Source organism: Mesorhizobium australicum WSM2073 (assembly GCF_000230995.2).
GTDB lineage: Bacteria > Pseudomonadota > Alphaproteobacteria > Rhizobiales > Rhizobiaceae > Mesorhizobium > Mesorhizobium australicum.
Genome location: NC_019973.1, coordinates 3,339,441 through 3,359,937 on the forward strand (window position 1 = coordinate 3,339,441; position 20,497 = coordinate 3,359,937).

A 20,497-nucleotide genomic window follows, 5' to 3' on the forward strand; every position below is an offset into this window, starting at 1 on the left:
CCATTTCGTCATCCACGGGCGGAGCAAGGAGCGCAGCGACGCGGCGCAGACCCGAGGATCCATGCCGGGGCTCGGAAGCGCTGCTACGGTGCGGAATTTCGCTCTGCTGCACACTTCGATAGACGTCACGGAATGGATCCCAGGGTCTCCGCGACGGCGCTTCGCGCCTGCTTCGCCCAGGGATGACGAAGTTTAGTGCTTCGGCAAATCTGCAAACGCTTTTGCGCATCGAAAACTGAACCAGAAAAGCCGGTTAGCCGCCTTTGCTCGAGACCTGATTCAACGACCTGATCCACCGAGCCAACGAAAGGAAACGCCATGGCCACGACAAAACTCCTGAGCGATGCCGAGATGGAAAAAATCCCGGCCGTGAAGGCCGTGTTCGACGATATCCGCGCCACGCGCAAATCGGATTTCGTCAATAATTTCTGGCGCGGGCTGGCCAATGATCCGCCGGCACTGAAGCGGATCTGGGAGCAGTTGAAGGCTGTCATGGTCGCCGAGAGCGCTATCGATCCGCTGACCAAGGAGATGATCTACATCGCGGTTTCGACCGCCAATGGCTGCTCCTACTGCGTGCATTCGCACACGGCGACGGCGCGCGCCAAGGGCATGACAGACGCGCAGCACGGCGAATTGGTGTCGATCATCGGGCTCGCCGGGCAGACCAATCATCTGGTCACGGCCATGCAGATCCCGGTCGATCCGCAATTCGAGGTGAAAAGCTAGCCGTCAGCCAGCCTATCGGGATGGCGGGGAACATTTGTCCCCTGCCTGTTAAGGAAGTGACATGTAACGGCACTAAGGAGACCCACGCGAAGTCGCGCCGGTGGGTTTCCGGCAGCCGGCTCTCGCAGTGGAGCCGGCATGAAAATCGTCCAGATCACCGATACCCATTTCAGCCCGACCAAGCCGCATTTCAACGGCAATTGGGAGCCGCTGGCCGCCTGGATCGCGCAAAGCGGCGCTGACCTCGTCATCCACACCGGCGATCTCAGCGTCGACGGCGCCGACAAGGACGACGACATCGGCTTCTGCATGGAGCTGATGCGGGAAATCTCGGTCCCGATGCTGCTGGTGCCGGGCAATCACGATGTCGGCCATCTGCCGGGCTCCTTGCAGCCGGTCAATGCGGAACGCCTCGAGCGCTGGCGCCGGCTGGTTGGTCCCGATTATTGGACGGAGGACGCCGGAAACTGGCGATTTATCGGTCTCGACAGCCTGCTGATGGGCTTTGATGATGCCGAGGAAGAGGCCCAGTTCGAATGGCTGCGTGCGGCGCTGGAAAGCCGTGGCGGCCGGCGTGTCGCGCTCTTCGCCCACAAGCCGCTGTTCATCGACGCGCCCGGCGAAGATGACACCGGTTACTGGAGCGTCCGCCCGGCACAGCGGCAGCGTCTCTACGATCTCATCGGTGCCCATGATGTGGCGCTTTTCGCCAGCGGTCACCTGCACCGGGCATGGCAAGGCAAATACGAAAACACCGCGCTGGTCTGGGGTCCGTCGGCCGCCTTTGTCGTCGGCGACATGGAGCGCGACATGCCGGGCGAGCGGCTGCTCGGCGCCGTCGTGCATGAATTCGACGACACGGTCACCAGCGAGATCGTCGCTGTTCCCGGCATGACCGTCCACGTCCTCGATGACGTGGTCGAGGAAGTCTACCCGCACGAGGCGCACAAGGTCCGCAAGAAGGTCGCGTCATGAGCGCGCTCTCGCTTCGCGGCCTGAATAAATCCTTTGGCGGCAATGCCGTCCTGAACGGCGTCAGCCTCAATGTCGAAGCGGGCGAGTTCATCGCCCTGGTCGGTCCCTCGGGCTGCGGCAAGAGCACCTTGCTGCGCATTCTTGCCGGGCTTGATCATGCCGACAGCGGCGAGATCTTCGTTGCTGGCAAGGACATGTCTGCGGTCGCCGCGGCCGATCGCAACATCGCCATGGTGTTCCAGTCCTACGCGCTCTACCCGCATCTGACGGCCGGCCAGAACATCGCGGTTCCCTTGGCCATGAAGCGGCTGAGCCGGACGCAGCGCCTGCCGCTGGTCGGCTCCGCATTGCCGGGCCAGAAAGAAATCCGCGCCGGCATTTCGCGGGATGTCCGCGATATGGCGACGGTACTCAAGATCGATCATCTGCTCGACCGCAAGCCTGGTCAGATGTCGGGCGGCCAGCGGCAGCGTGTCGCCCTGGCGCGCGCCATGGTGCGGCGCCCCTCGATCTTCCTGATGGACGAGCCGCTTTCCAACCTCGATGCCAATCTGCGGGTGCACGCCCGTGGCGAGATCGTCGAACTGCATCGCCGCGCCGGCGTGCCGACGCTCTATGTGACGCATGACCAGGCCGAGGCACTTTCGATGGCCGACCGGGTGGCGGTGATGATCGGCGGCAATCTGCTGCAACTCGCCGCGCCCGAGGCGATCTACAACGATCCGGCCCATATCGAGGTCGCCCGTTTCGTCGGCCAGCCCAGGATCAACATCATACCGGCACTTGCCGAAAATGGCGGTGTCAGCTTCGAAGGCATCCGGTTGGCCCTGATGGAGAAGGTGGCAAACGGCCCGGTCAGCCTCGGCATCCGGCCCGAATTCGTCAAACTGTCTCCCAGTGGGCGGAGCGGCCTTGCCGGGCGGATCGAGCGCCTCGAATTCCTCGGTTCGGAAGTCATTGCCCATTGCCGGCTCGATGCGACCGGCGACATCGTCATCGCCAAGCTGGCGCCGCACGAGGCGAGGGACCTGATTGCGGGAATGCCGGTGGGTATCCTCCTTCCACCCGAGCATGCCATGGTCTTCGGGCCGGAGGGAAAGCGGCTGCGCACGGCGAGCGCCGCGCCCGCACGCCAGGAGCCGGCCTATGTCTAGCGTCGCGCTGGCTGGCAATATCCCGAGCGCCGCGGCCCTCCACAGGCGCAGCGAGGACCGCACCGCCTGGCTGCTGGCGGCCCCGGCGATCGTGCTCTTGCTGCTGTTCGTGCTGCTGCCGGTGGTCGCCGTCATCTTCCTCGGCTTCACCGATTTCGAACTCGGTTATGGCAAATTCCGCCTGGTCGGCTTCGAGAATTACGCGCATCTCCTGACCGACCGCACCTTCCGCAAATCGCTGTGGAACACATCGGTCTATACGGCGATCGTCGCACCGGTCTCGATCGTGCTTGGCCTTGGTGTCGCCTTGCTGATCGAAGGCGAACCTCGGGCTCGCGGTTTCTTCCGCACCGTCTATTTCCTGCCGGTCGCATCGCTGATCGTCGCCATGGCGACAGTCTGGCAATATCTCTTCCACCCGACCATCGGGCCACTCAACGCGCTGCTTGCGCTGGTCGGCATTCCTGGCCCGAACTGGCTCGGCGCCTCCAGCACCGTGCTCTACAGCCTGTCGATCATCGGCGTCTGGCAGTCGGTCGGCTTCAACATGGTGCTGTTCCTGGCTGGCCTGACGGCGATCCCGCGCGAGCTCTACGCCGCTGCTCACGTCGATGGCGCGAAATCGGCGCTCGACCGGTTTTTCCTGGTCACCTGGCCGATGCTCGGGCCGACGACGCTGTTCGTCGTCACGATCAGCATCACCAATGCGGTGAAGGTCTTCGAAACCGTGAAGATGCTGACCGATGGCGGGCCCAACAAGGCCTCCGAAGTGCTGCTGTTCACCATCTACCAGGAAGGCTTCGTCTACCTGCGCGTCGGCTATGCCTCGGCAATGACCGTCGTCTTCCTTGCGATCCTGGTCGTGCTGATGCTTCTCCAATACCGCGTACTCGACCGGCGGGTGCATTACACATGACCAGCCTGCCTGCCTGCCGCATCATCCGTTTCGCGCTGCTTTCGCTGGGCGCGTTGATGATCCTCGCGCCTTACATCTTCATGATCTCGACCGCCGGCAAGACGCAGAGCGACATCTTTACCTCGTCGCTGTCGCTCGTCCCCCAGCATTTCTACTTCGCCGAGAATTTCGCCAAGGCGCTGAGCAAGGTGCCGATGGCAACGCTGCTGTGGAACGGCGTCGTCGTGTGCGGCCTGATCTTCTTCTTCCAGGTGCTGGTCGCGATTCCCTGCGCCTACGCCATGGCCAAGCTGAAATTCCGTGCCGCGCGGCTGATGATGGTGCTGGTCATGCTCGGCCTGCTGGTGCCGATCCATGCCACGGCGCTGCCGCTCTATGTCGCCTTCGACAGGATGTCGCTGCTCAACAGCTACACCTCGCTGGTGGCGCCGTTCACCATCTCGGTGTTCGCGATCTTCATGTTCCTGCAGTTCTTCCGCGCCATGCCCGACGACCTCATCCACGCAGCAAGGCTCGACGGCATGTCCGAGCTCGGGATCGTCGCGCGCGTCATCGTCCCCAACGCCTGGCCGGCCGTCACCGCGTTTGCGATCTTTTCGGTGGTCGCCCACTGGAACGATCTCTACTGGCCGCTGATCGTCGTCAGCAAGCAGGCCTACGCCACGCCGCCGCTCGGCCTGATGTATTTCCGCGCCGCCGAGGCGGGCGACGATTACGGCGCGCTGATGGCCGCCACGCTGATCATCACCCTTCCACTCGTCGTCGCCTTCCTGTTCGCACAGAAGCGCTTCGTCGAAGGCATCACCATGACCGGTCTCAAAGGCTGACCGGGTCGAACCAGGAGTACGAGCACATGAAGCAACTTCCCAGGATTCTTGCAGCGGCGGCGATCTCGCTGACGACAGTCCTTCCGGCCTATGCCGACACGACGCTGACGGTCCATTATCCGATGCCCGGCTTCTTCAAGAACGTGATGGACACGATCTCGAAGAAGTTCATGGAAGAAAATCCCGACATCAAGATCCAGTTCGCCAGCCCGTCCGCCACCTATGAGGAAGGCATCCAGACCATCCTTCGCCAGGCCGGCACCGACGAAATGCCCGACATCACCTTCATCGGGCTCAACCGTCTGCGCATGCTCAACGAACGCGACGTTGCCGTCGATCTTGGCCCGCTGGTCAAGAAGGAAGGCAACATGGCTGAGCTCGGCTTCTCCGACACGATCCTGAAGCTGGCGCAGGTCAACGGCAAGCAGGTCGGCCTCGCCTTCGCCACTTCGAACCCGATCATGTATTACAACGCCGACCTGGTGAAGGCCGCCGGCGGTGATCCGGACAATCCGCCCAAGACCTGGGACGAGGTCATCGCGCTCGGCGGCAAGATCAAGGCGCTCGGCAATGGCGTCGACGGCATCGACTTCCGCTGGCAGGGCGACGACTGGATGTTTTCGGCGCTGCTGTTCGGCGCCGGCGGCAAGATGCTGAACGAGGACGAAAGCAAGGTCGCCTTCAACGGGCCGGAAGGCGAGAAGGCAGTCGAGATCCTGCAGCGGATGGTGAAGGAGGGCGGCATGCCGGTCTTCACCAAGCCGGCTGGCGAGCAGGCGTTCGCGGCCGGCAAGGTTGGCTTCGAGTTCCAGACCACCGGCGCGCTGGTCAACACCATCAAGAACGTCGGCGACAAGTTCACACTGCGGACGGCCAAGATCCCGCTGATCGATCCGGCCAACGGCCATCTGCCGACCGGCGGCAATGCCGTGGTCATCCTGACCAAGGATGCCGCCAGGCAGGACGCCGCCTGGAAATTCGCGAAATTCGCCGCCGGCCCCTATGGCGCGTCGGTCGTCGTGCCCGGTACCGGTTATGTCCCCAACAATGAACTCGCGGCAAAGTCTTCCGACTATCTCGGCGATTTCTACAAGAAGAACCCGCTGTTCCAGGCCGGGCTCAGCCAGATGCCGCTGATGGTTCCGTGGTATGCCTTCCCGGGCACCAACGGTGTGAAGGTGACGCAGACGATCGTCGACAATCTGTCGCGGATCGTCGACCAGTCGGCGACGCCCAAGGAAGCGCTCACCGACGCGGCAAGCGACGTCGAAGGCATGCTGCCGACGCAGTAAGGACTTGCCAGGGCATCGCCGCTGCAATGGCGCGGCGAACTCCCTGGCGGTCAAGCCGGCCGGTAGATCCGCTCCGCCGTATTCCAGAAGATATCAGCCTCGGCCGCCGGACCGTGCTTCGCTACAGCCGCGCGGTGGGCCTTGATCAGTTCGGCGTGGCTGGTCCACAACTTCTCGATGGGGAAGTTGGAACCGAACATCAGGTGATCCGCGCCCAATATCTCGATCGCGTTGTCGACGATATAGGCAATCAGCCCGGGGTCGTTGCGGTGGACGAAGGTGCCGAGACCGGAGAGCTTGGCGTAGACGTTCGGCGCCGCCGACAGCGTGCGCAGCCCAGCCTTCCAGGCTTCGGTGGTTTCCTGATCCATGCCGGTCAGCATGCCGGCATGGGTGAGGATGAAATTGGTTTCGGGGTTCTCGCCGACCAGCGTCAGCCCGTCCTTCATCTGGGCGGGAAAGAGCTGCAGGTCGAAGGACAAGCTGTAATCCTTCAGCCGCGCCACATTGGCCCGTACCCTGGGATCGATCACCTGATCGGGGCCAGTGGCGAAGCGGAAGGCTGGCGTCTCGTGCCAATGCAACTGCATGCGCACGCCGCGCAGCAGCGGATATTTTTTCAGGCGGTCGATCTGGGGTCTGATATCGTCCACCGTCATGTCGGTGTAGCCGACGATGGCGTGCGGCCAGCCGGTTTCATCAGCCGTCTTTTGCAGGAAGGCGACTTCCTTCTCGAAATCCTCCTTCGCCCAGTTGGTCTGGACGTAGACCGCTTTCTCGACGCCGGAATCTTGCTGGTCGGCGAGAAACTCCTCGATCGGGTAGTCGCGGCGGATCGGCTCGTAGGGGCCGAAGATGCGCGGCACCATCGGCCCGACCAGCCAGGGCTGGTCCTGCTGGCGCCAGATATGGAAATGCGCGTCGATGGCTTTCTGCATCACGATACCCTTTTCCAGATTGTCGCCGCCCGTGGGGCAGGGCGGGCGAGCGACAGGATGAAATCGGTGAGGCTGTTCACCGACGAGCCGTCGACCAGATCGTCGAGGTCGGGCAGGATGGCGCGAAGTGCCGCCGTTGCCGGCTGGAAGCGCGGGTCGCCGGCCAAAGGTGTCGCCAGCGACAGCCGGAACGCGCGGGCGCTCAGCCGGCGGATCGCCGTCTCCAGTTCGGCATGGTCGCCGCGCTCCAGCGCGTCGGACAGGATGATCACTGCCGCACCACGTGCGAAGGCGGAAAAACGCGGCACGGAGAGGAAGGCAAGCAGCGTTGGTCCCATGCGGGTGCCGCCGTCCCAGTCGTCGACCTGGGCGGCCGCGCGCGCCAGCGCCTGCTCGCGGTCGCGGATGCGCAGCGCTGACGTGATGCGGGTCAGACGCGTCCCGAAGGTGAAGATTTCTGCCCGGTCAGCGCCTTGCACGGCGGCATGCGCGAGCTTCAAATAATCAGACGTGTGGAGCTTCATCGAGCCGGACACGTCGATCAGGATCAGCAGTTTGCGCGGCACGGTCTGGCGGCGGCGCAGCAGCGGCGAGGGGACATCGCCATCGGCGCTGACGATTTCCCTGAGCGAGCGGCGCAGGTCGAGCTTGCCGCGCGAATGGGTGCGCACCGTGCGGAAGGAGCGGCGCGCGGGCAAGGCGTTCGACAGTCGACGACGAAAGGCGGTTAGCCTGTCGTCGTCGTGCTGGAAGTCGCGGCTGCTCAACTGTTCGATCGCCGAGGATAGCTCGCCGCCTTCCTGTCGCTGCTCGGCTTCGATCCGCTCGTCGTCGGCGCCGCCATCATCCTTGACGCGGGTTTCCTCGTCGCTGTCGCCTTCCACCACGGCTGATGTGTTGCCGTAAAAATGGCTTTGGAAATGCGCCTCGAATTCGTCGCGGCGGTCAGGTGGCGGCGCCAGGGTGGCGAGCGCTGCCTCGCGGATGTCGGCCATAGAGCGTGGCCCAAGCAAGGTTACCGCCTGCATGAAGCCGCAGACTTGTTCGGGGGCTATGGCAAAGCCGTAGCGGCGCAGCAGGCGGGCGAAGCCGAGCAAGGGCGCGGCGGCGGGAGGTACGCTCTCCTCGCCCCGTTTACGGGGAGAGGATGCCGGCAGGCAGGTGAGGGGCGGCGCCACCCTTTGCCCCTCATGGCGCCGCCCCTCATCCGCCCCTTCGGGGCACCTTCTCCCCGTGAACGGGGCGAAGGGATCGTTGACGTCCCCGCTCACGCCAGTGCCTCCTCGACGATGCGGCCAAGCTCGGGGGCGATGTAGGAGAGGTCTTCCTCGTCCTTGATCAACACGCCGATGGCGCGGCGGAAGGCTTCCGGCCACGGGCTGCCGCCCTTCTCCAGGATCGTCGCGGCATTGGCCCATTCGACGGCTTCGGCGATGCCGGGCGGCTTGGCGAGCGGACGGGCGCGGATGGTCTGCACCGCAGCCGCCACCGCGCGCGCGGTAGCCTCCGCGACATCGCCAGCACGCAGCATGATGATGGCGGCCTCGCGTTCGGCGTCGGGGTAGCCGATCCAGTGATAGACGCAGCGGCGGCGCAGCGCCTCGGCGAGTTCACGGGTGCGGTTCGAAGTCAGGATGACGATCGGCTGTGCGGCGGCACGGATGGTGCCGCGCTCGGGGATGCTGATCTGGAAGTCGGACAGGAATTCCAGCAGCAGTGCCTCGAATTCATGATCCGAGCGATCGATCTCATCGACCAGCAAAATACGCTGCCGCGGCGCCTTCAGCACCTGCAGCAGCGGCCGGGCAATCAGGAAACGGTCGTCATAGATGTCGATCTCGTGCTCGCCGGCATGGCGGATGGCGAGCAGTTGGCGCTGATAGTTCCACTCATAAAGCGCATGCGCGGCGTCGATGCCTTCGTAGCATTGCAGCCGCACCAGATCGCGGCCGAGCAGCTCGGCGATCGCCTTGGCGGCTTCCGTCTTGCCGACGCCCGGCGCGCCTTCGAGCAGCAGAGGCTTGCCGAGCCGGATAGCCAGAAAGATGGCGGTGGCGAGGCTGTCGTCGGCCAGATAGCGCGAGGCGGCGAGGCGCTCGGCCACCGCCTCCGGCGAGGTCGCGAGCGTCTCGGCGTTTACCTCGGGCATGTCGGTCCTCAGTTCGCGGCTTGCGCCTTGAGCGCGCGCAAAATGCGTTCCGGCGTGATCGGCAGCGTGTCGATGCGCACGCCGACCGCGTCGAAGACGGCGTTGGCGACCGCCGGGATTTGGGGGTTGGCGCACATTTCGCCCGGTCCCTTGGCGCCATAGGGGCCATCTGCCGAAGGCCGCTCCAGCACGATGATTTCGGTTTCGGCGAGGTCGCCGGGACCAGGCATCAGATACTGGTTGAAGTCGGTGCCGCCATGGTCGCGGTTGGGGTAGTAGGGCTCGGTCGTCTCGTAGAGCGCATGGCTGATGCCCATCCAGGAGCCGCCGACCAGCTGCTGCTCGACCATTTTGGGGTTCAACGCGCGGCCGATCTCGAAGACGTTCTTCACCGTCAGCACCGTGACCTCGCCGGTTTCGTCGTCGACTTCCACCTCGGCCACCGTGCAGGCATGCGCGTAGCAGGTCGACGGCTTCATCGCGCCGGTCTCCTTCTCCGGATAGGAGCGCGGGATCAAAAACATGCCGCGGCCTGAGATCGAGCGGCCGCGCTTGAAATGCGCCGACAGGGCGACATCGAAGATCGAGATCGATCTCTGCGGCGCGCCCTTGACCAGTATGTTGCCCTGGCCGTCGGTTTCGAGGTCCGAGGCATTCACTTCCAGTTCCTCGGCCGCCACTTCAAGCATCACCTGGCGGGCTTCCCTGGCGGCCTGGATGACCGCGTTGCCGGCGCGGTGTGTGCCGCGCGAGGCGAAGGTGCCCATGCAGTGCGGGCCGGTGTCGGTGTCGGCGGTGTCGACGACGACGCGGTCGGTCGGCACGCCGATCGTCTCGGCGCAGATCTGCGCCATGATCTGCTTCATGCCCTGGCCGAGATCGACGCTGGAAAGTGTGACCATGAAATTGCCGGTCGGGGTCGAATGCACCAGCGCCTGGGTCGGGTCGCCGCCAAGGTTCATGCCGGTGGGATAGTTGATCGCGGCGACGCCGCGTCCACGCCTGATCGCCATCTCAAGCTCCGTTCTTGTACGAGGACATCGCCATGTATTTCTCCGCCACCGGCCAGTGGGCGGCGCGCGAGGCTTCCTGCATGCATTCGATGAGTGCCGCGCCCTCGGTCGGCTGGCGATGCGCCTTCATGTCGCCGTCGCGATAGGCATTGATGAAGCGGAATTCGAGTGGATCCATGCCGATCAGCCGCGCCAGCTTGTCCATCTGCACCTCCAGCGCGAAATCGCCGATGGTGACGCCGAAGCCGCGCATGGCCGACGACGGCGTGCGATTGGTGTAGACGCAGTAGGTGTCGATCCAGACGTTGGGGATGGTGTAGGGACCGGGATAGTGCCCGGCGCCCTTCTGCGCGCCATAGGGCGAGTGGCGGGAGTAGGCACCGGCATCGGTGTAGCCGGTGACCTTCCGTGCGACGATGCGGCCATCGTTCATGACGCCGTCCTTGATGACGACTTTTTCGGCCGCGCGGGGCGAGGAGATCTGCATCTCCTCCTCGCGGCTGTAGATAAAACAGACTGGTCGCCCGGTTAGTTTTGCGCCGAGGATGGCAATCGGCTCGACGATGACATCGACCTTGCCGCCGAAACCGCCGCCGACCGTGCCGCCGACAAAATGCAGCTTGCTGCCCGGCATCTGCAGGATGATCGAGGTGTTGTCGAGGGTGAAGAACATCGCCTGTGTGTTGGTGTAGCAGGTGAAGCGGTCATTGCCCTCGGGCGCCACCACGCAACCAGTGGTCTCGGTCGGCGCGTGCTCGATGGGCGAGGACTGATAGCTTTGCTCCAGCACGTGATCGGCTTCGGCAAAGCCCGCCTCGACATCGCCGAAGCGCACCTTGCGGCACGCGCCGCTGTCATAGAGGTAATAGTTCTGGCCGTGATATTCGTTGACGATGGGCGCGCCGGGCTTCAGCGCTTCCTCCATGTCGAACACGGCGGGCAGCACTTCATAATCGACCTTGACCTTGGCGGCGGCTTCCTGGGCGGCCCGCTCGGTTTCGGCCAGCACCGCCACCACGGCCTCGCCCTTCCAGCGTACCTTACCGTCGGCCAGGACCGTCTCGTCTTCCGGTCCGACCTGGATCAGGATCAGGATCGTGTAGACATTGTGCGGCACGTCCCTGGCCGTCAGCACCTTGACCACGCCCGGATGTTTTTCGGCCTCCGACGTGTCGATCGAGCGGATGCGGGCATGGTGATGAGGGCTGCGCACCATCTTCAAATGCAGCATGCCGGGAAAGTTGCGGTCGGCGAAATAGGCGGTCTTGCCGGTGACGTGGCCTGGCGAATCCGAGCGTGGCCGCGGTTGACCGATCTCGTTGAGGTCATCCTTGCGAACGTCCGAGAAATAGCTTTTGCGCAGTTCCATCTTGTTTCCCTCAGGTCGCGTTCTGCGAATTGGCGCGGGCGGCGGTCAGCACCGCCTGGATGATCGGCTCGTAGCCGGTGCAGCGGCAGACGTTCCCGGACAGCGCCTCGACCACCTCGTCACGGCTGGGATTGGGCGTGTGGTCGAGCAGCACCTTGGCCGCCATGATCATGCCCGGCGTGCAGAAGCCGCATTGGCTGGCGAAGGCGTCGAGGAAGGCGCGTTGCAGCGGGTGCAGCACGCCGCCTTCGGCGAGGCCCGATGTGGTGGTGATCGTTGCACCGTTGCAGGTCTCGGCCAGCGTCAGGCAGGACAGCCGGAGTTCGCCGTCGATAATCACCGAGCAGGCCCCGCAAGTGCCCTGATGGCAGCCGCCCTTAGGCGAGGTGTCGCCGATCTTGTCGCGCAAGGCGTTGAGCAGCGTGGTGCCGCTTTCGACGAATTCGGCCTTCTCAGATCCATTGAGCGTGAACTGGACGGGAATCTTTGCCATTCTTCCTCCTTGCGCGCCTGCCCCGTAGGGAAAGCGCGCCCCCCCGATTGTGATTAGCCGAGCAGCAGCCGACCGAGATGGACCGGCAGAACTTCGGCGCGATACCATGCGCTTGCGATCGAGTCGGTGATCGGCGCGGTGCCTTCGCTGGCGGCGGCCAGTGCTGGCGCGATGCCGTCATGGTCAAGCCTTTTGCCGATTAGCGCCTTCTCCGCCGCCTCGGCGCGCACCGGCCGGTCGGCCATGCAACCAAGTGCGATGCGCGCAGAAGAGACGGTGCCGTCGGCAGCCTGCTCCAGCAGGGCGGCAATGCTCAGCACCGAGACGCCCTTGGGTTTGATCCGCGACACTTTGAGGAAGCGGAAGCTGTCGGCCTTCGGAAGCGCGAAACTGACTGACGTGACGATGGAACGATTATCGTCTCGCCCCGTCAGGAAGGTCTCGATAGGCATTTCGCTGTCGCCGGTGCTGACCAGGGCGTCGAGCGCCAGCAAGGCGACGGCGAAATCGCCATAGGGGCTTGGCGCAAACAGGTTGCCGCCGACGGTGGCCATGTTGCGGATGGCCGGGCCGCCGACAGCGCGCGCGGCCTTGGCAAGCTGGCCGAGCTCGCGATGGCGGGCGATCGCCGCCATGGTCACCGAAGCGCCGATGCGGACCGTGCCGCCGGAGACCGCGATTGCCGACAGGGCCGGGTCGGTCGACCTGACAAGGCTGGAGACCGAGACATCGCCTTCATTGGCGGCGCGTACGACAAGCGTGCCGCCGCCGAGATAGCGCGTGCCGGCGCCTTTCAGCGCCGCGCTGGCGTCTTTCACCGTTGCAAAACTCTGCAATGCCAGCGCCATGGCCCGCTCCTCAACTCTGGCCGGCAAAATGGCTCTTCAGGGCGTTGAAGCCGCCCTGGAAGACATTGGCGCCCATGCCCTCGGCCAGCTTGTCGGCTTCTTCGGGTGCTGCGTCGAAGCTGGCGGTCCATTCGGCATAGGTGCGGTCGCCATCGGTGACGCGCCGCAATTGCAGCGTAGCCCTGTGGTTGGTGAGCGGCTGCGGCGTTTCCAGGATCGAATAGCTGACGAGGAAATTGTCATCGGAGAAGTCGAGCAGTTTTTCGCGCAGGCGGGCACCGCTGGCCAGTTGGAAGTTGCGCACGCAGCCGATCGTGCTGGCATCCTTGCCGTCTTCGATATGGCTCTCGACCATGCGTGGATGCCAATCCGGCAACCCGTTAAAGTCGCGTATGCGCGCCCAAACCCTTTCGACCGGTGCGTCGATCACGCTGGAAATGGTGACTTTGGGCATATGATGTTCCCTTGCGAATTTCGTTGCGGCAAGGGTAGGGCGCTAGCGCGCACAGCGCTTATCAATGCGTCTTGAGCATCTATCAACCAGTCTGAAAAACAGATGGTTGCCGGCTCAGGCCATTGCCCGCGCGGCCTCGCGGTAGAGCGTCGGCGGCACGCCGACATGGTCACGGAAGAAGCGCGAGAAATTGCCTTGCGTGGTGAAGCCGAGATTGCAGGCGACCGAGATCAGCGGCTCGCGCGACCATTGCAACTGCCGCACCGCTTCCTCCATACGCAGCGTGTTCCAATAGACGTTGGGCGTCAGGTTGGTCTGTTCCTTGAACAAGGCGAAGAAATGCGGCCGCGAAAGACCAACGGCGCGGGCAACGTCGTCGAAGGAGATGCGTTCGCAGACATTGGCCTTCATCAGCTGGATCGCCTTGCGAACGCGGAAATCCTGCACGGTGTTTATGCGGCCGCGCGCTTCCTGCGGCGCCGAGGCGTCGGCGGCATCGAGCACCGAGTCGATGAATCGCTCGATCTCGTAGTTGGCGACATCGTCGACGCTCTCATTGTCGGTGAGATGGTCGAGCAGGCTGGCGGCCGCCTGGTGCAGCCAAGGCTCGAGCGCGATCGCCGCCCGCGAAAACAGCGGCGCGCTGGATGGCAGGTCGCGCCGGCGGCGGGCCCAGTCGGGATCGATGTAGAAGGCGAGAAACAGACCGGGCGTCCCGTTTTGCGACAGGACGTGGCTGTGGGGCTGGAAGGAATTGATGCCGGCGGCTGTGCGAGGGCCGAGGCGGACCGTCTCGCGGCCGATGGTCATCTCGCCGGCGGTGCCTTCGAGCCAGATGATCAGATGTGCCTCGACATGGGCATGGGTGACGAAGTCGCTCGCGACATTCAGGACAGAAACATGTCCGAACCGGCCCCAGTAGAGCCTGATCGCTTCCGTCATGGCATATCCTCCCGCAAGCGACTGGCCTCCCTTCGCTTGCAGGGAGGATTGTGCGGCCGGTTTTCGGCGTCCGTCAAGGCATCGGCTGTTGGCCGCTACCAATGGAGGTCGGCTTCAGCCGATTTTCAGACTGAGCGATAGGAACCAGAATGAATGGCGCTTCGACGGCGAAGAGCCCCTCAATCGCTGCGCCTGAAATTGCGGATGCGGTCGAACAGAACCGCCAGCAGGATGGCGCCGCCGATGAAGGTGCCCTGCCAGAAGGCGTTGATGCCGAGCAGGCCAAGGCTGTTGCGGATCACCTCGATGAGGGCGGCACCGACAATGGCGCCAAAGGCGGTGCCGACGCCGCCGGCCAGATTGGCGCCGCCGATGACGGTGGCGGCGATCACTTGCAGTTCCATGCCGTTGCCGAGATTGGTGGTGACAGCGCCGAGCCAGCCGGTTTCGATGATGCCGGCAATGCCCGCCGACAGCGCCGAGATCATGTAGACGGCGACCTTGATCTGGCGCACCGGCACGCCGGTCAGCGTCGCGGCGTGCTCGTTGCCGCCAATGGCAAAGATATGCCGGCCGAACTTCGTCCAGCGCAGGACGAAGCCGGTGATCAGGGCCAGCAGGATCGTGTAGAGCACCGGGTTGGCGATGCCGAACACCCAGGCGCCGCCGCCGAGTGCCAGCAGCTTGTCGTGGTCCGGGCCGAACTGGAAGACGACGGTGTTGTTGGAGGCGACCATGGCGAGGCTGCGGGCGATCGACAGCATGCCGAGCGTCACCACGAAGGGCGGAAAGCCCAGATAGGCGATAAAAATGCCGTTGAAGGCGCCGATGACGAGCGCGGTGGCGATCGAGGCCAGAATGCCGATCTCGATCGAATAGCCGGCATGCATGGTGACGGCCAGCACCATCGAGCACAGGCACAGCACAGAGCCGACCGACAGGTCGATGCCACCGGTGATGATGACGAAGGTCATGCCGAGCGCCACGATGGCGACGAAGGTGATGTTGCGGGTGATGTTGTAGAGGTTCTTCGAGGTGGCGAAGGCATCGGTGGCGAAGGACAGGAAGATGCAGGCCAGGATGACGGCGACCACCACCCAGAAAGTCTGGCTGGAGAACAGGCGCGACAGGAAAGTGTGCTGCTTCTGCGCGATCGTCTGGTCAAGGGTGACTGCCATTATCGACCTTTCCTGCCGGCAGCGAAACGCGCCAGCGCAATGAAACCCGGTTTTATCGCTCTCACGCCGCCTGCTCGATGGCGCCGGTGATCAGCCCGGTGACTTCCTCGGGCGAGCTCGACGCGATCGCCTTGTCGGCGACCTTCCTGCCGCGCCGCATCACGATGACGCGGTCCGCGACGTCGAAGACGTCGGGCATGCGGTGGCTGATCAGCACCACGGCGATGCCCTGGTTACGCAAATTGCGGATGAGGTTGAGCACTTCGGCGACCTGCCGCACCGAGATCGCCGCCGTCGGCTCGTCCATCAGCACGATCTTGGCCTGCGACAGCATGGTGCGGGCGATCGCCACGGCCTGGCGCTGTCCGCCCGACATCTGCTTGACGAGATCGCGCGGGCGCGTCTCGGATTTCAGCTCGGCGAAGATATGGCCGGCGCGCTTGTACATCGCCGCATAGTCAAGGATGCGGAACGGGCCGACGCCACGACGCAGTTCGCGGCCGAGATAGACATTGGCCGCCGCCGTCAGATTGTTGCAGAGCGCCAGGTCCTGGTGGACGATCTCGATGCCGTGCTGGCGCGCCTCGACCGGCTTGTGCAGGATGAGTTCCTTGTCTTCCATGCGCATCGTGCCATGGCTCGGGCGGAAATTGCCGGCGATCATCTTGACCAGCGTCGACTTGCCGGCGCCGTTGTCGCCCATCAGGCCGACGACCTCTCCAGGCTCGATCGACAGCGACACGTCGTTGACCGCCTGGATGGCGCCGAAATGCTTCGAGATGTTGGTGAGTTCGAGAACCGCCACCAGTCTTTGCCTCCCATGCCTGGCCCATCCGCACGCGGACAAGCGACAGCTTCCATTGGCTTTCCCCAGCTCCTCCCGGGGGCAGCGATGCGGTCATTTACGCGAATGGCATCGCGGGCGTCAATTGTCGAACAGGCAATTGTCAGACGAATAGCGCCATGCGGATTTTGAAAAATCCGTTTTGTAGGACAAATAGCATTGACGTTGGCGGCAAGCCGTTATTAGTTGAGCGTCGGAGGAAGACATGCCGGCTTTGACGACGCCATCGGCGGCGCCAACGGCAAGAAGGTTTTGGCGATCGTGCAGCGTCGTCGCTGGGAGGGTCGCATCTGAAAATGCTTATCGGCCTGGCCGGATTGAATGGGCGCACGCGTCTCAGTCATCTCGCATCCTGGCTGGTTTGTGTGGCGGGCACGCCGTGTCCGTCTGGTTGCAAAGGGAGGACTGACATGAGGAAAACAGTATTGCTCGCCGCCGTCGCCGCCACGGCGTTGGGCGCCGGGCCGGCTTTGGCCAAGAAGCAGCTCGTCATCGTGGTGAAAGGTCTCGACAATCCATTCTTCGAAGCCATCCACCAGGGCTGCGAGAAATGGAACAAGGAAAACGCCAGCTCGGAATATGAATGCTTCTACACCGGCCCGGCATCGACTTCCGACGAAGCCGGCGAGGCGCAGATCGTGCAGGATATGCTGAGCAAGGCCGACACGGTGGCGATGGCGATCTCGCCGTCCAACGCGCCACTGATCGCACAGACGATCAAGAGCGCCAATCCGTCGATCCCGATCATGACCGTCGACGCCGACCTCGCCAAGGAAGACGCGGCACTGCGCAAGACCTATCTCGGCACCGACAACTACCTGATGGGCAAGAAGATCGGCGAGTACATCAAGAAGGCCAAGCCGAATGGTGGCACGATCTGCACCATCGAGGGCAATCCGGCGGCCGACAACATCTTGCGTCGCGCGCAAGGCATGCGCGACGCGCTGACGGGCAAGGAAGGCCTCACGGCACTTGCCGGCGAAGGCGGCTGGACGGAAGTCGCCGGCTGCCCGGTATTCACCAATGACGACGGAGCCAAGGGCGTTCAGGCGATGACCGACATCCTCGCCGCCAATCCCAAGCTCGACGCGTTCGGCATCATGGGCGGCTGGCCGCTGTTCGGCGCGCCGCAGCCCTACCGCGACCTGGTCGGACCGCTCAAGGACCGGCTGGCCAAGAACGACTTCGTCATCGGCGCCGCCGACACGATCGGCGACGAGGTGGCCATCGCCAGGGACGGCCTTGTCACCGCTCTGGTCGGCCAGCGGCCCTTCGAAATGGGCTACAAGGCACCATCGGTGATGATCGACCTGGTCGAAGGCAAGAAGGTTGACGATCCGGTCTTCACCGGTCTCGACGAATGCACCAAGGATACGGTCGACACCTGCATCCAGAAATAGGCCGCGATTTCGGGGCGCTCGTCAACGAGCGCCCCGTTTCCTCCAATTCTTCAACAGGACGCCTTGGTTGGGGCAATCGGGGCCCGGCTTTGACGCGTCAGTGGTTTGGATTTTCGGCAACGGGATCGGTGCGCCGCGCGGGTTTGGATCAATCCGGGTGACTGGCGGCCGACCTATTGGAACGTGAATGCCGGACGAGAAGGCAAAGAAAAAAGCCGGCCGGGCCAAGGCGCAAGCCAGCCACGACCCGGCAGCCATGCGCAGGGTGGATGCGGCGCACTTTCCCGGGTCCAGCGTCCATGCCTCGCTCGCCAGCGAGATTGGCCTCAGGATCGTGCGCGGCGACTATCCGCCTGGCAGCATCCTGCCCAATGAGGCCAAATGGGCCGAAACCTTCAATGTCAGCCGTTCGGCGGTGCGCGAGGCGATCAAGATGCTGATGGCCAAGAGCCTTCTGGCGTCGCGGCCAAAGATCGGCAGTTGGGTCGAGCCGAAGGAGCGCTGGAACCTGCTCGACCGCGACGTGCTGGCCTGGTACGCAACCGCGCCGGATCGCGAAGCGTTCCTTCGCACCGTGCAGGAGTTCCGCCACATCATCGAACCGGAAGCATCCGCCTTTGCCGCCATGCGGCGCAGCGACGAGCAGATGGCCGAGATCAGCCTGGCCTGCCGCGAGATGGGCGAGGCGGCCAACCTGCCCGAGCGCATCCGTGCCGACACGCGCTTCCACCTCGCCATCCTGCGGGCCTCGGGCAACGACCTTCTGGTGCCGCTCGGCGTGTTGATCGAATCGGCGCTCGACCATCTCTTCATCTTCACCACACGCCAGGTCGGCGATCAACGGCGGGCACAGAAACTGCACGAGGCGATCGAGAAAAGCATCCGCCTGCAGCGGCCAGCCGCGGCGCGCAACGCCGTGCACAAGCTGCTTGCCGACACCGATGAGGGGATCGGAAGGGGCCGGCGCTAAGGCCAGCCGACCGTCCGGATTCAGATCGTCTGCTTCTTTCCATCCTTCGTCGGCATCAGGTCGATGCCATTGACCTTGGCGATGTGCGTGGCCAGCATCGGCACGAACTGCTCGGCCGGGCCGGTTGCGTGAGCGCCGGCGAAGGCGTTCTTGGTGGCGTTGCCGAGCGGATTAGCGATGCCGGCCGCCCCCGCCATCGATTCCAGATAAGTCAGGTCCTTGAAGGCATTGGCTATGGTGAATTTGTGGGCGTCGCGGTCGCCTTCCAGCGTCCAGCGCATGAAGGTCTGGTAGAAGCCGCAATCCATGCGGCCGTTGCGAATGACGCTGTCGAAACGCGGCGGCGAGATGCCGACCTTCTCCGCCAGTGCCAAGGCCTCGGAATAGAGGGCGGCGTAGCCCAGCGAGATGAAATTGTTGAGCAGCTTCATGCGGTGGCCGTCTCCGGTATCGCCGATATGCACGATGCGGCCGGCCCAGGTGTCGATCACCGGCTTGACCCTGGCAAAGACGGCGTCGGGCGCGCCGACCATGGCGTCGAGCGTGCCTTCCCAGGCTTCCTTCGGCGTGCGGCTGAGCGGCGCGTCGACATAGTCGACGCCGAGCGCCTTGAGTTCCGCGGCAAGTGCCACGGTCGAGACCGGATCCGATGTCGAGCAGTCGACGACGACCGCCCCCTTCTTCAAACCCTCCTTGATGCCATCGGGACCGCGAATGATAGCCTCGACCTCGCGCGAGCCGGTGACGCAGATGAAGACGATATCAGATGCCGCCGCCACATCGCGGGAAGTCGATGCCTCACGAGCGCCTCGGCCGAGAAGATCCTCCGCTGGTTTGCGGTTCTTGCGGCCGAGGAAGGTCAGGGAATATCCCTTGTCGACGATGTTCTTGGCGATGCCGTGCCCCATCAATCCAAGGCCGACAAAGCCGATCTTCTCACCCGTAGCGGTCGTGTTCATGCTGTCTGTCCTGTTCTGTGATTATCGATAATGTCGCCGCTGTTTTAGCCATAGACGGTTGCAGAAAGCAATATTGTCTGACAATACACGTAAATCCCAGGACTTTCGTGGAGACCAGAAATGACGAAGCGGATCATGTTCACCGGCGGCAGCGGCAAGGCTGGGCGCCACGTCGTGCAATATCTGGTGGAGCAGGGTTGCCAGGTGCTCAACATCGACACCAGGCCGCTCGACAATCCCAAGGTGCGCACGCTGATCACCGACATCACCGACAGCGGCCAGGTGTTCAACGCGCTGTCTAGCTATATGGGGCTGCACGAATTCGACCCCTCGCTACGCCCGCAGCCAGTGGACGCCGTGGTGCATTTTGCTGCCATTCCACGCATAATGATCACGCCCGACAACGAGGTGTTCCGCATCAATGCAATGGGCACCTACAACATCATCGAGGCGGCGGTGAAGCTCGGCATCCGCAAGGTGATCATCGCTTCCAGCGAGACGACCTACGGCCTGGTGTTCGCCAACGAGCCGCGCGATCCCGCGTATTTCCCGCTCGACGAGGACTATGACGTCGACCCGATGGACAGCTATGCGCTGTCAAAGATCGTCAACGAGAAGACCGCGCGCGCTTTCGCGCAGCGCAATGGCACGGATATCTATGCGTTGCGCATCGGCAACGTCATCGAGCCGCATGAGTATTCGCTGTTTCCGAAATGGTTCGCCGATCCTGGTTTTCGCAAGCGTATCGCCTGGAGCTACATCGATGCCCGGGACCTTGGCCAGATCACGCTGCGTGCCGTCGAGAAGGATGGGTTGGGCTACCAGGTGTTCAATGCCGCCAATGACGACACCTCGTCCGATCTGCCGACCGCCGAACTCCTGAAGCGGTTCTATCCCGACGTGCCGGTCAAGGGCGAACTCGGTGAATACGAGACGCTGCTGTCGAACCGCAAGGCGCGCGACATGCTCGGCTTCCGCCCGGAGCACAGCTGGCGCAAATACGTCAAGACCGCCTAAGCGAGCTCGAATCACGGCTGGGTTGTGCAT

General features: G+C 63.7%; 21 protein-coding genes. 9 read left to right on the forward strand and 12 right to left on the reverse strand.

The features are described from left to right. The first annotated feature begins 318 nt into the window (after positions 1–318). The 6 genes from MESAU_RS16055 to MESAU_RS16080 all read left to right on the forward strand — a co-directional run bounded on the left by MESAU_RS16055 (position 319) and on the right by MESAU_RS16080 (position 5,893). Complete coding sequence (locus MESAU_RS16055; protein ID WP_015317089.1) at positions 319–729, forward strand: carboxymuconolactone decarboxylase family protein; 411 nt, start codon at positions 319–321, stop codon at positions 727–729. A gap of 138 nt (positions 730–867) precedes the next feature. Next, complete coding sequence (locus tag MESAU_RS16060; protein WP_015317090.1) at positions 868–1,704, forward strand: metallophosphoesterase family protein; 837 nt, start codon at positions 868–870, stop codon at positions 1,702–1,704. Beyond that, on the forward strand, positions 1,701–2,858 hold the full coding sequence (locus MESAU_RS16065) for an ABC transporter ATP-binding protein (protein WP_015317091.1): 1,158 nt from the start codon (positions 1,701–1,703) through the stop codon (positions 2,856–2,858). The genes MESAU_RS16060 and MESAU_RS16065 overlap by 4 nt, the downstream gene beginning before the upstream one ends. Then, positions 2,851–3,774: a carbohydrate ABC transporter permease gene (locus tag MESAU_RS16070; RefSeq protein WP_015317092.1), complete on the forward strand. Its 924-nt coding sequence runs from the start codon at positions 2,851–2,853 to the stop codon at positions 3,772–3,774. Before MESAU_RS16065 ends, MESAU_RS16070 begins: the two co-directional genes overlap by 8 nt. After that, entirely contained in the window at positions 3,771–4,601 is an 831-nt protein-coding gene (locus MESAU_RS16075) for a carbohydrate ABC transporter permease (RefSeq protein ID WP_015317093.1), read from the forward strand. Before MESAU_RS16070 ends, MESAU_RS16075 begins: the two co-directional genes overlap by 4 nt. Positions 4,602–4,627: 26 nt before the next feature. Continuing rightward, a complete protein-coding gene (locus MESAU_RS16080) occupies positions 4,628–5,893 on the forward strand; it encodes an ABC transporter substrate-binding protein (RefSeq protein ID WP_015317094.1) in 1,266 nt (421 codons plus the stop codon). Positions 5,894–5,943: 50 nt separating this feature from the next. On the opposite strand, the gene MESAU_RS16085 is transcribed toward MESAU_RS16080, so the two are convergent. From MESAU_RS16085 to MESAU_RS16135, 11 genes are all read right to left on the reverse strand, one after another. Then, entirely contained in the window at positions 5,944–6,831 is an 888-nt protein-coding gene (locus tag MESAU_RS16085) for an amidohydrolase family protein (protein ID WP_015317095.1), read from the reverse strand. After that, a complete protein-coding gene (locus tag MESAU_RS16090; protein ID WP_015317096.1) occupies positions 6,831–8,102 on the reverse strand; it encodes a vWA domain-containing protein in 1,272 nt (423 codons plus the stop codon). The genes MESAU_RS16085 and MESAU_RS16090 overlap by 1 nt, the downstream gene beginning before the upstream one ends. Then, positions 8,099–8,980: an AAA family ATPase gene (locus tag MESAU_RS16095; protein ID WP_015317097.1), complete on the reverse strand. Its 882-nt coding sequence runs from the start codon at positions 8,978–8,980 to the stop codon at positions 8,099–8,101. Before MESAU_RS16095 ends, MESAU_RS16090 begins: the two co-directional genes overlap by 4 nt. Before the next feature lie 8 nt (positions 8,981–8,988). Then, positions 8,989–9,993: a xanthine dehydrogenase family protein molybdopterin-binding subunit gene (locus tag MESAU_RS32240; protein WP_015317098.1), complete on the reverse strand. Its 1,005-nt coding sequence runs from the start codon at positions 9,991–9,993 to the stop codon at positions 8,989–8,991. A 1-nt stretch (position 9,994) separates the two neighbouring features. Continuing rightward, positions 9,995–11,362 (reverse strand): xanthine dehydrogenase family protein molybdopterin-binding subunit, encoded by a 1,368-nt coding sequence (locus MESAU_RS32245; RefSeq protein ID WP_015317099.1) that lies wholly within the window; start codon positions 11,360–11,362, stop codon positions 9,995–9,997. A gap of 10 nt (positions 11,363–11,372) precedes the next feature. Further along, positions 11,373–11,855, reverse strand: coding sequence for a (2Fe-2S)-binding protein (locus MESAU_RS16110; RefSeq protein WP_015317100.1), 483 nt, complete (start codon positions 11,853–11,855; stop codon positions 11,373–11,375). A gap of 53 nt (positions 11,856–11,908) precedes the next feature. Further along, entirely contained in the window at positions 11,909–12,703 is a 795-nt protein-coding gene (locus MESAU_RS16115; RefSeq protein ID WP_015317101.1) for an FAD binding domain-containing protein, read from the reverse strand. Between the two features lie 10 nt (positions 12,704–12,713). Further along, the gene (locus MESAU_RS16120) at positions 12,714–13,157 is read right to left on the reverse strand and encodes an SRPBCC family protein (RefSeq protein WP_015317102.1); all 444 of its coding nucleotides are present in this window, start codon (positions 13,155–13,157) and stop codon (positions 12,714–12,716) included. A gap of 114 nt (positions 13,158–13,271) precedes the next feature. Then, the gene (locus MESAU_RS16125; protein WP_015317103.1) at positions 13,272–14,099 is read right to left on the reverse strand and encodes an AraC family transcriptional regulator; all 828 of its coding nucleotides are present in this window, start codon (positions 14,097–14,099) and stop codon (positions 13,272–13,274) included. Positions 14,100–14,278: 179 nt separating this feature from the next. Beyond that, the gene (locus tag MESAU_RS16130) at positions 14,279–15,277 is read right to left on the reverse strand and encodes an ABC transporter permease (RefSeq protein WP_015317104.1); all 999 of its coding nucleotides are present in this window, start codon (positions 15,275–15,277) and stop codon (positions 14,279–14,281) included. Between the two features lie 61 nt (positions 15,278–15,338). Next, complete coding sequence (locus MESAU_RS16135) at positions 15,339–16,082, reverse strand: ATP-binding cassette domain-containing protein (protein WP_015317105.1); 744 nt, start codon at positions 16,080–16,082, stop codon at positions 15,339–15,341. Between the two features lie 449 nt (positions 16,083–16,531). Here MESAU_RS16135 and MESAU_RS16140 point away from each other — a divergent pair, with 449 nt between their 5' ends. Both MESAU_RS16140 and MESAU_RS16145 read left to right on the forward strand, forming a co-directional pair. Then, positions 16,532–17,521, forward strand: coding sequence for a sugar-binding protein (locus tag MESAU_RS16140; RefSeq protein ID WP_015317106.1), 990 nt, complete (start codon positions 16,532–16,534; stop codon positions 17,519–17,521). Positions 17,522–17,708: 187 nt separating this feature from the next. After that, a complete protein-coding gene (locus MESAU_RS16145) occupies positions 17,709–18,491 on the forward strand; it encodes a FadR/GntR family transcriptional regulator (RefSeq protein WP_015317107.1) in 783 nt (260 codons plus the stop codon). 20 nt (positions 18,492–18,511) lie between these two features. Here MESAU_RS16145 and MESAU_RS16150 read toward each other — a convergent pair whose 3' ends face one another. Beyond that, complete coding sequence (locus tag MESAU_RS16150; protein ID WP_015317108.1) at positions 18,512–19,450, reverse strand: NAD(P)-dependent oxidoreductase; 939 nt, start codon at positions 19,448–19,450, stop codon at positions 18,512–18,514. A 120-nt stretch (positions 19,451–19,570) separates the two neighbouring features. On the opposite strand from MESAU_RS16150, the gene MESAU_RS16155 reads away from it, so the two are divergent. Further along, a complete protein-coding gene (locus tag MESAU_RS16155; RefSeq protein WP_015317109.1) occupies positions 19,571–20,467 on the forward strand; it encodes an NAD-dependent epimerase/dehydratase family protein in 897 nt (298 codons plus the stop codon). Positions 20,468–20,497: the final 30 nt, after the last annotated feature.

What these genes read in the sequence shown, in the direction of transcription:
- MESAU_RS16125 (WP_015317103.1), bottom strand. Translation starts at nt 14,099, where the DNA reads ATGACGGAAGCGATCAGGCTCTACTGGGGCCGGTTCGGACATGTTTCT.
- MESAU_RS16080 (WP_015317094.1), top strand. Translation starts at nt 4,628, where the DNA reads ATGAAGCAACTTCCCAGGATTCTTGCAGCGGCGGCGATCTCGCTGACG.
- MESAU_RS16150 (WP_015317108.1), bottom strand. Translation starts at nt 19,450, where the DNA reads ATGAACACGACCGCTACGGGTGAGAAGATCGGCTTTGTCGGCCTTGGA.
- MESAU_RS16155 (WP_015317109.1), top strand. Translation starts at nt 19,571, where the DNA reads ATGACGAAGCGGATCATGTTCACCGGCGGCAGCGGCAAGGCTGGGCGC.
- MESAU_RS16120 (WP_015317102.1), bottom strand. Translation starts at nt 13,157, where the DNA reads ATGCCCAAAGTCACCATTTCCAGCGTGATCGACGCACCGGTCGAAAGG.
- MESAU_RS16085 (WP_015317095.1), bottom strand. Translation starts at nt 6,831, where the DNA reads ATGCAGAAAGCCATCGACGCGCATTTCCATATCTGGCGCCAGCAGGAC.
- MESAU_RS16070 (WP_015317092.1), top strand. Translation starts at nt 2,851, where the DNA reads ATGTCTAGCGTCGCGCTGGCTGGCAATATCCCGAGCGCCGCGGCCCTC.
- MESAU_RS16065 (WP_015317091.1), top strand. Translation starts at nt 1,701, where the DNA reads ATGAGCGCGCTCTCGCTTCGCGGCCTGAATAAATCCTTTGGCGGCAAT.
- MESAU_RS16055 (WP_015317089.1), top strand. Translation starts at nt 319, where the DNA reads ATGGCCACGACAAAACTCCTGAGCGATGCCGAGATGGAAAAAATCCCG.
- MESAU_RS16130 (WP_015317104.1), bottom strand. Translation starts at nt 15,277, where the DNA reads ATGGCAGTCACCCTTGACCAGACGATCGCGCAGAAGCAGCACACTTTC.
- MESAU_RS16140 (WP_015317106.1), top strand. Translation starts at nt 16,532, where the DNA reads ATGAGGAAAACAGTATTGCTCGCCGCCGTCGCCGCCACGGCGTTGGGC.
- MESAU_RS32245 (WP_015317099.1), bottom strand. Translation starts at nt 11,362, where the DNA reads ATGGAACTGCGCAAAAGCTATTTCTCGGACGTTCGCAAGGATGACCTC.
- MESAU_RS16060 (WP_015317090.1), top strand. Translation starts at nt 868, where the DNA reads ATGAAAATCGTCCAGATCACCGATACCCATTTCAGCCCGACCAAGCCG.
- MESAU_RS16075 (WP_015317093.1), top strand. Translation starts at nt 3,771, where the DNA reads ATGACCAGCCTGCCTGCCTGCCGCATCATCCGTTTCGCGCTGCTTTCG.
- MESAU_RS16095 (WP_015317097.1), bottom strand. Translation starts at nt 8,980, where the DNA reads ATGCCCGAGGTAAACGCCGAGACGCTCGCGACCTCGCCGGAGGCGGTG.
- MESAU_RS16145 (WP_015317107.1), top strand. Translation starts at nt 17,709, where the DNA reads ATGCCGGACGAGAAGGCAAAGAAAAAAGCCGGCCGGGCCAAGGCGCAA.
- MESAU_RS32240 (WP_015317098.1), bottom strand. Translation starts at nt 9,993, where the DNA reads ATGGCGATCAGGCGTGGACGCGGCGTCGCCGCGATCAACTATCCCACC.
- MESAU_RS16110 (WP_015317100.1), bottom strand. Translation starts at nt 11,855, where the DNA reads ATGGCAAAGATTCCCGTCCAGTTCACGCTCAATGGATCTGAGAAGGCC.
- MESAU_RS16115 (WP_015317101.1), bottom strand. Translation starts at nt 12,703, where the DNA reads ATGGCGCTGGCATTGCAGAGTTTTGCAACGGTGAAAGACGCCAGCGCG.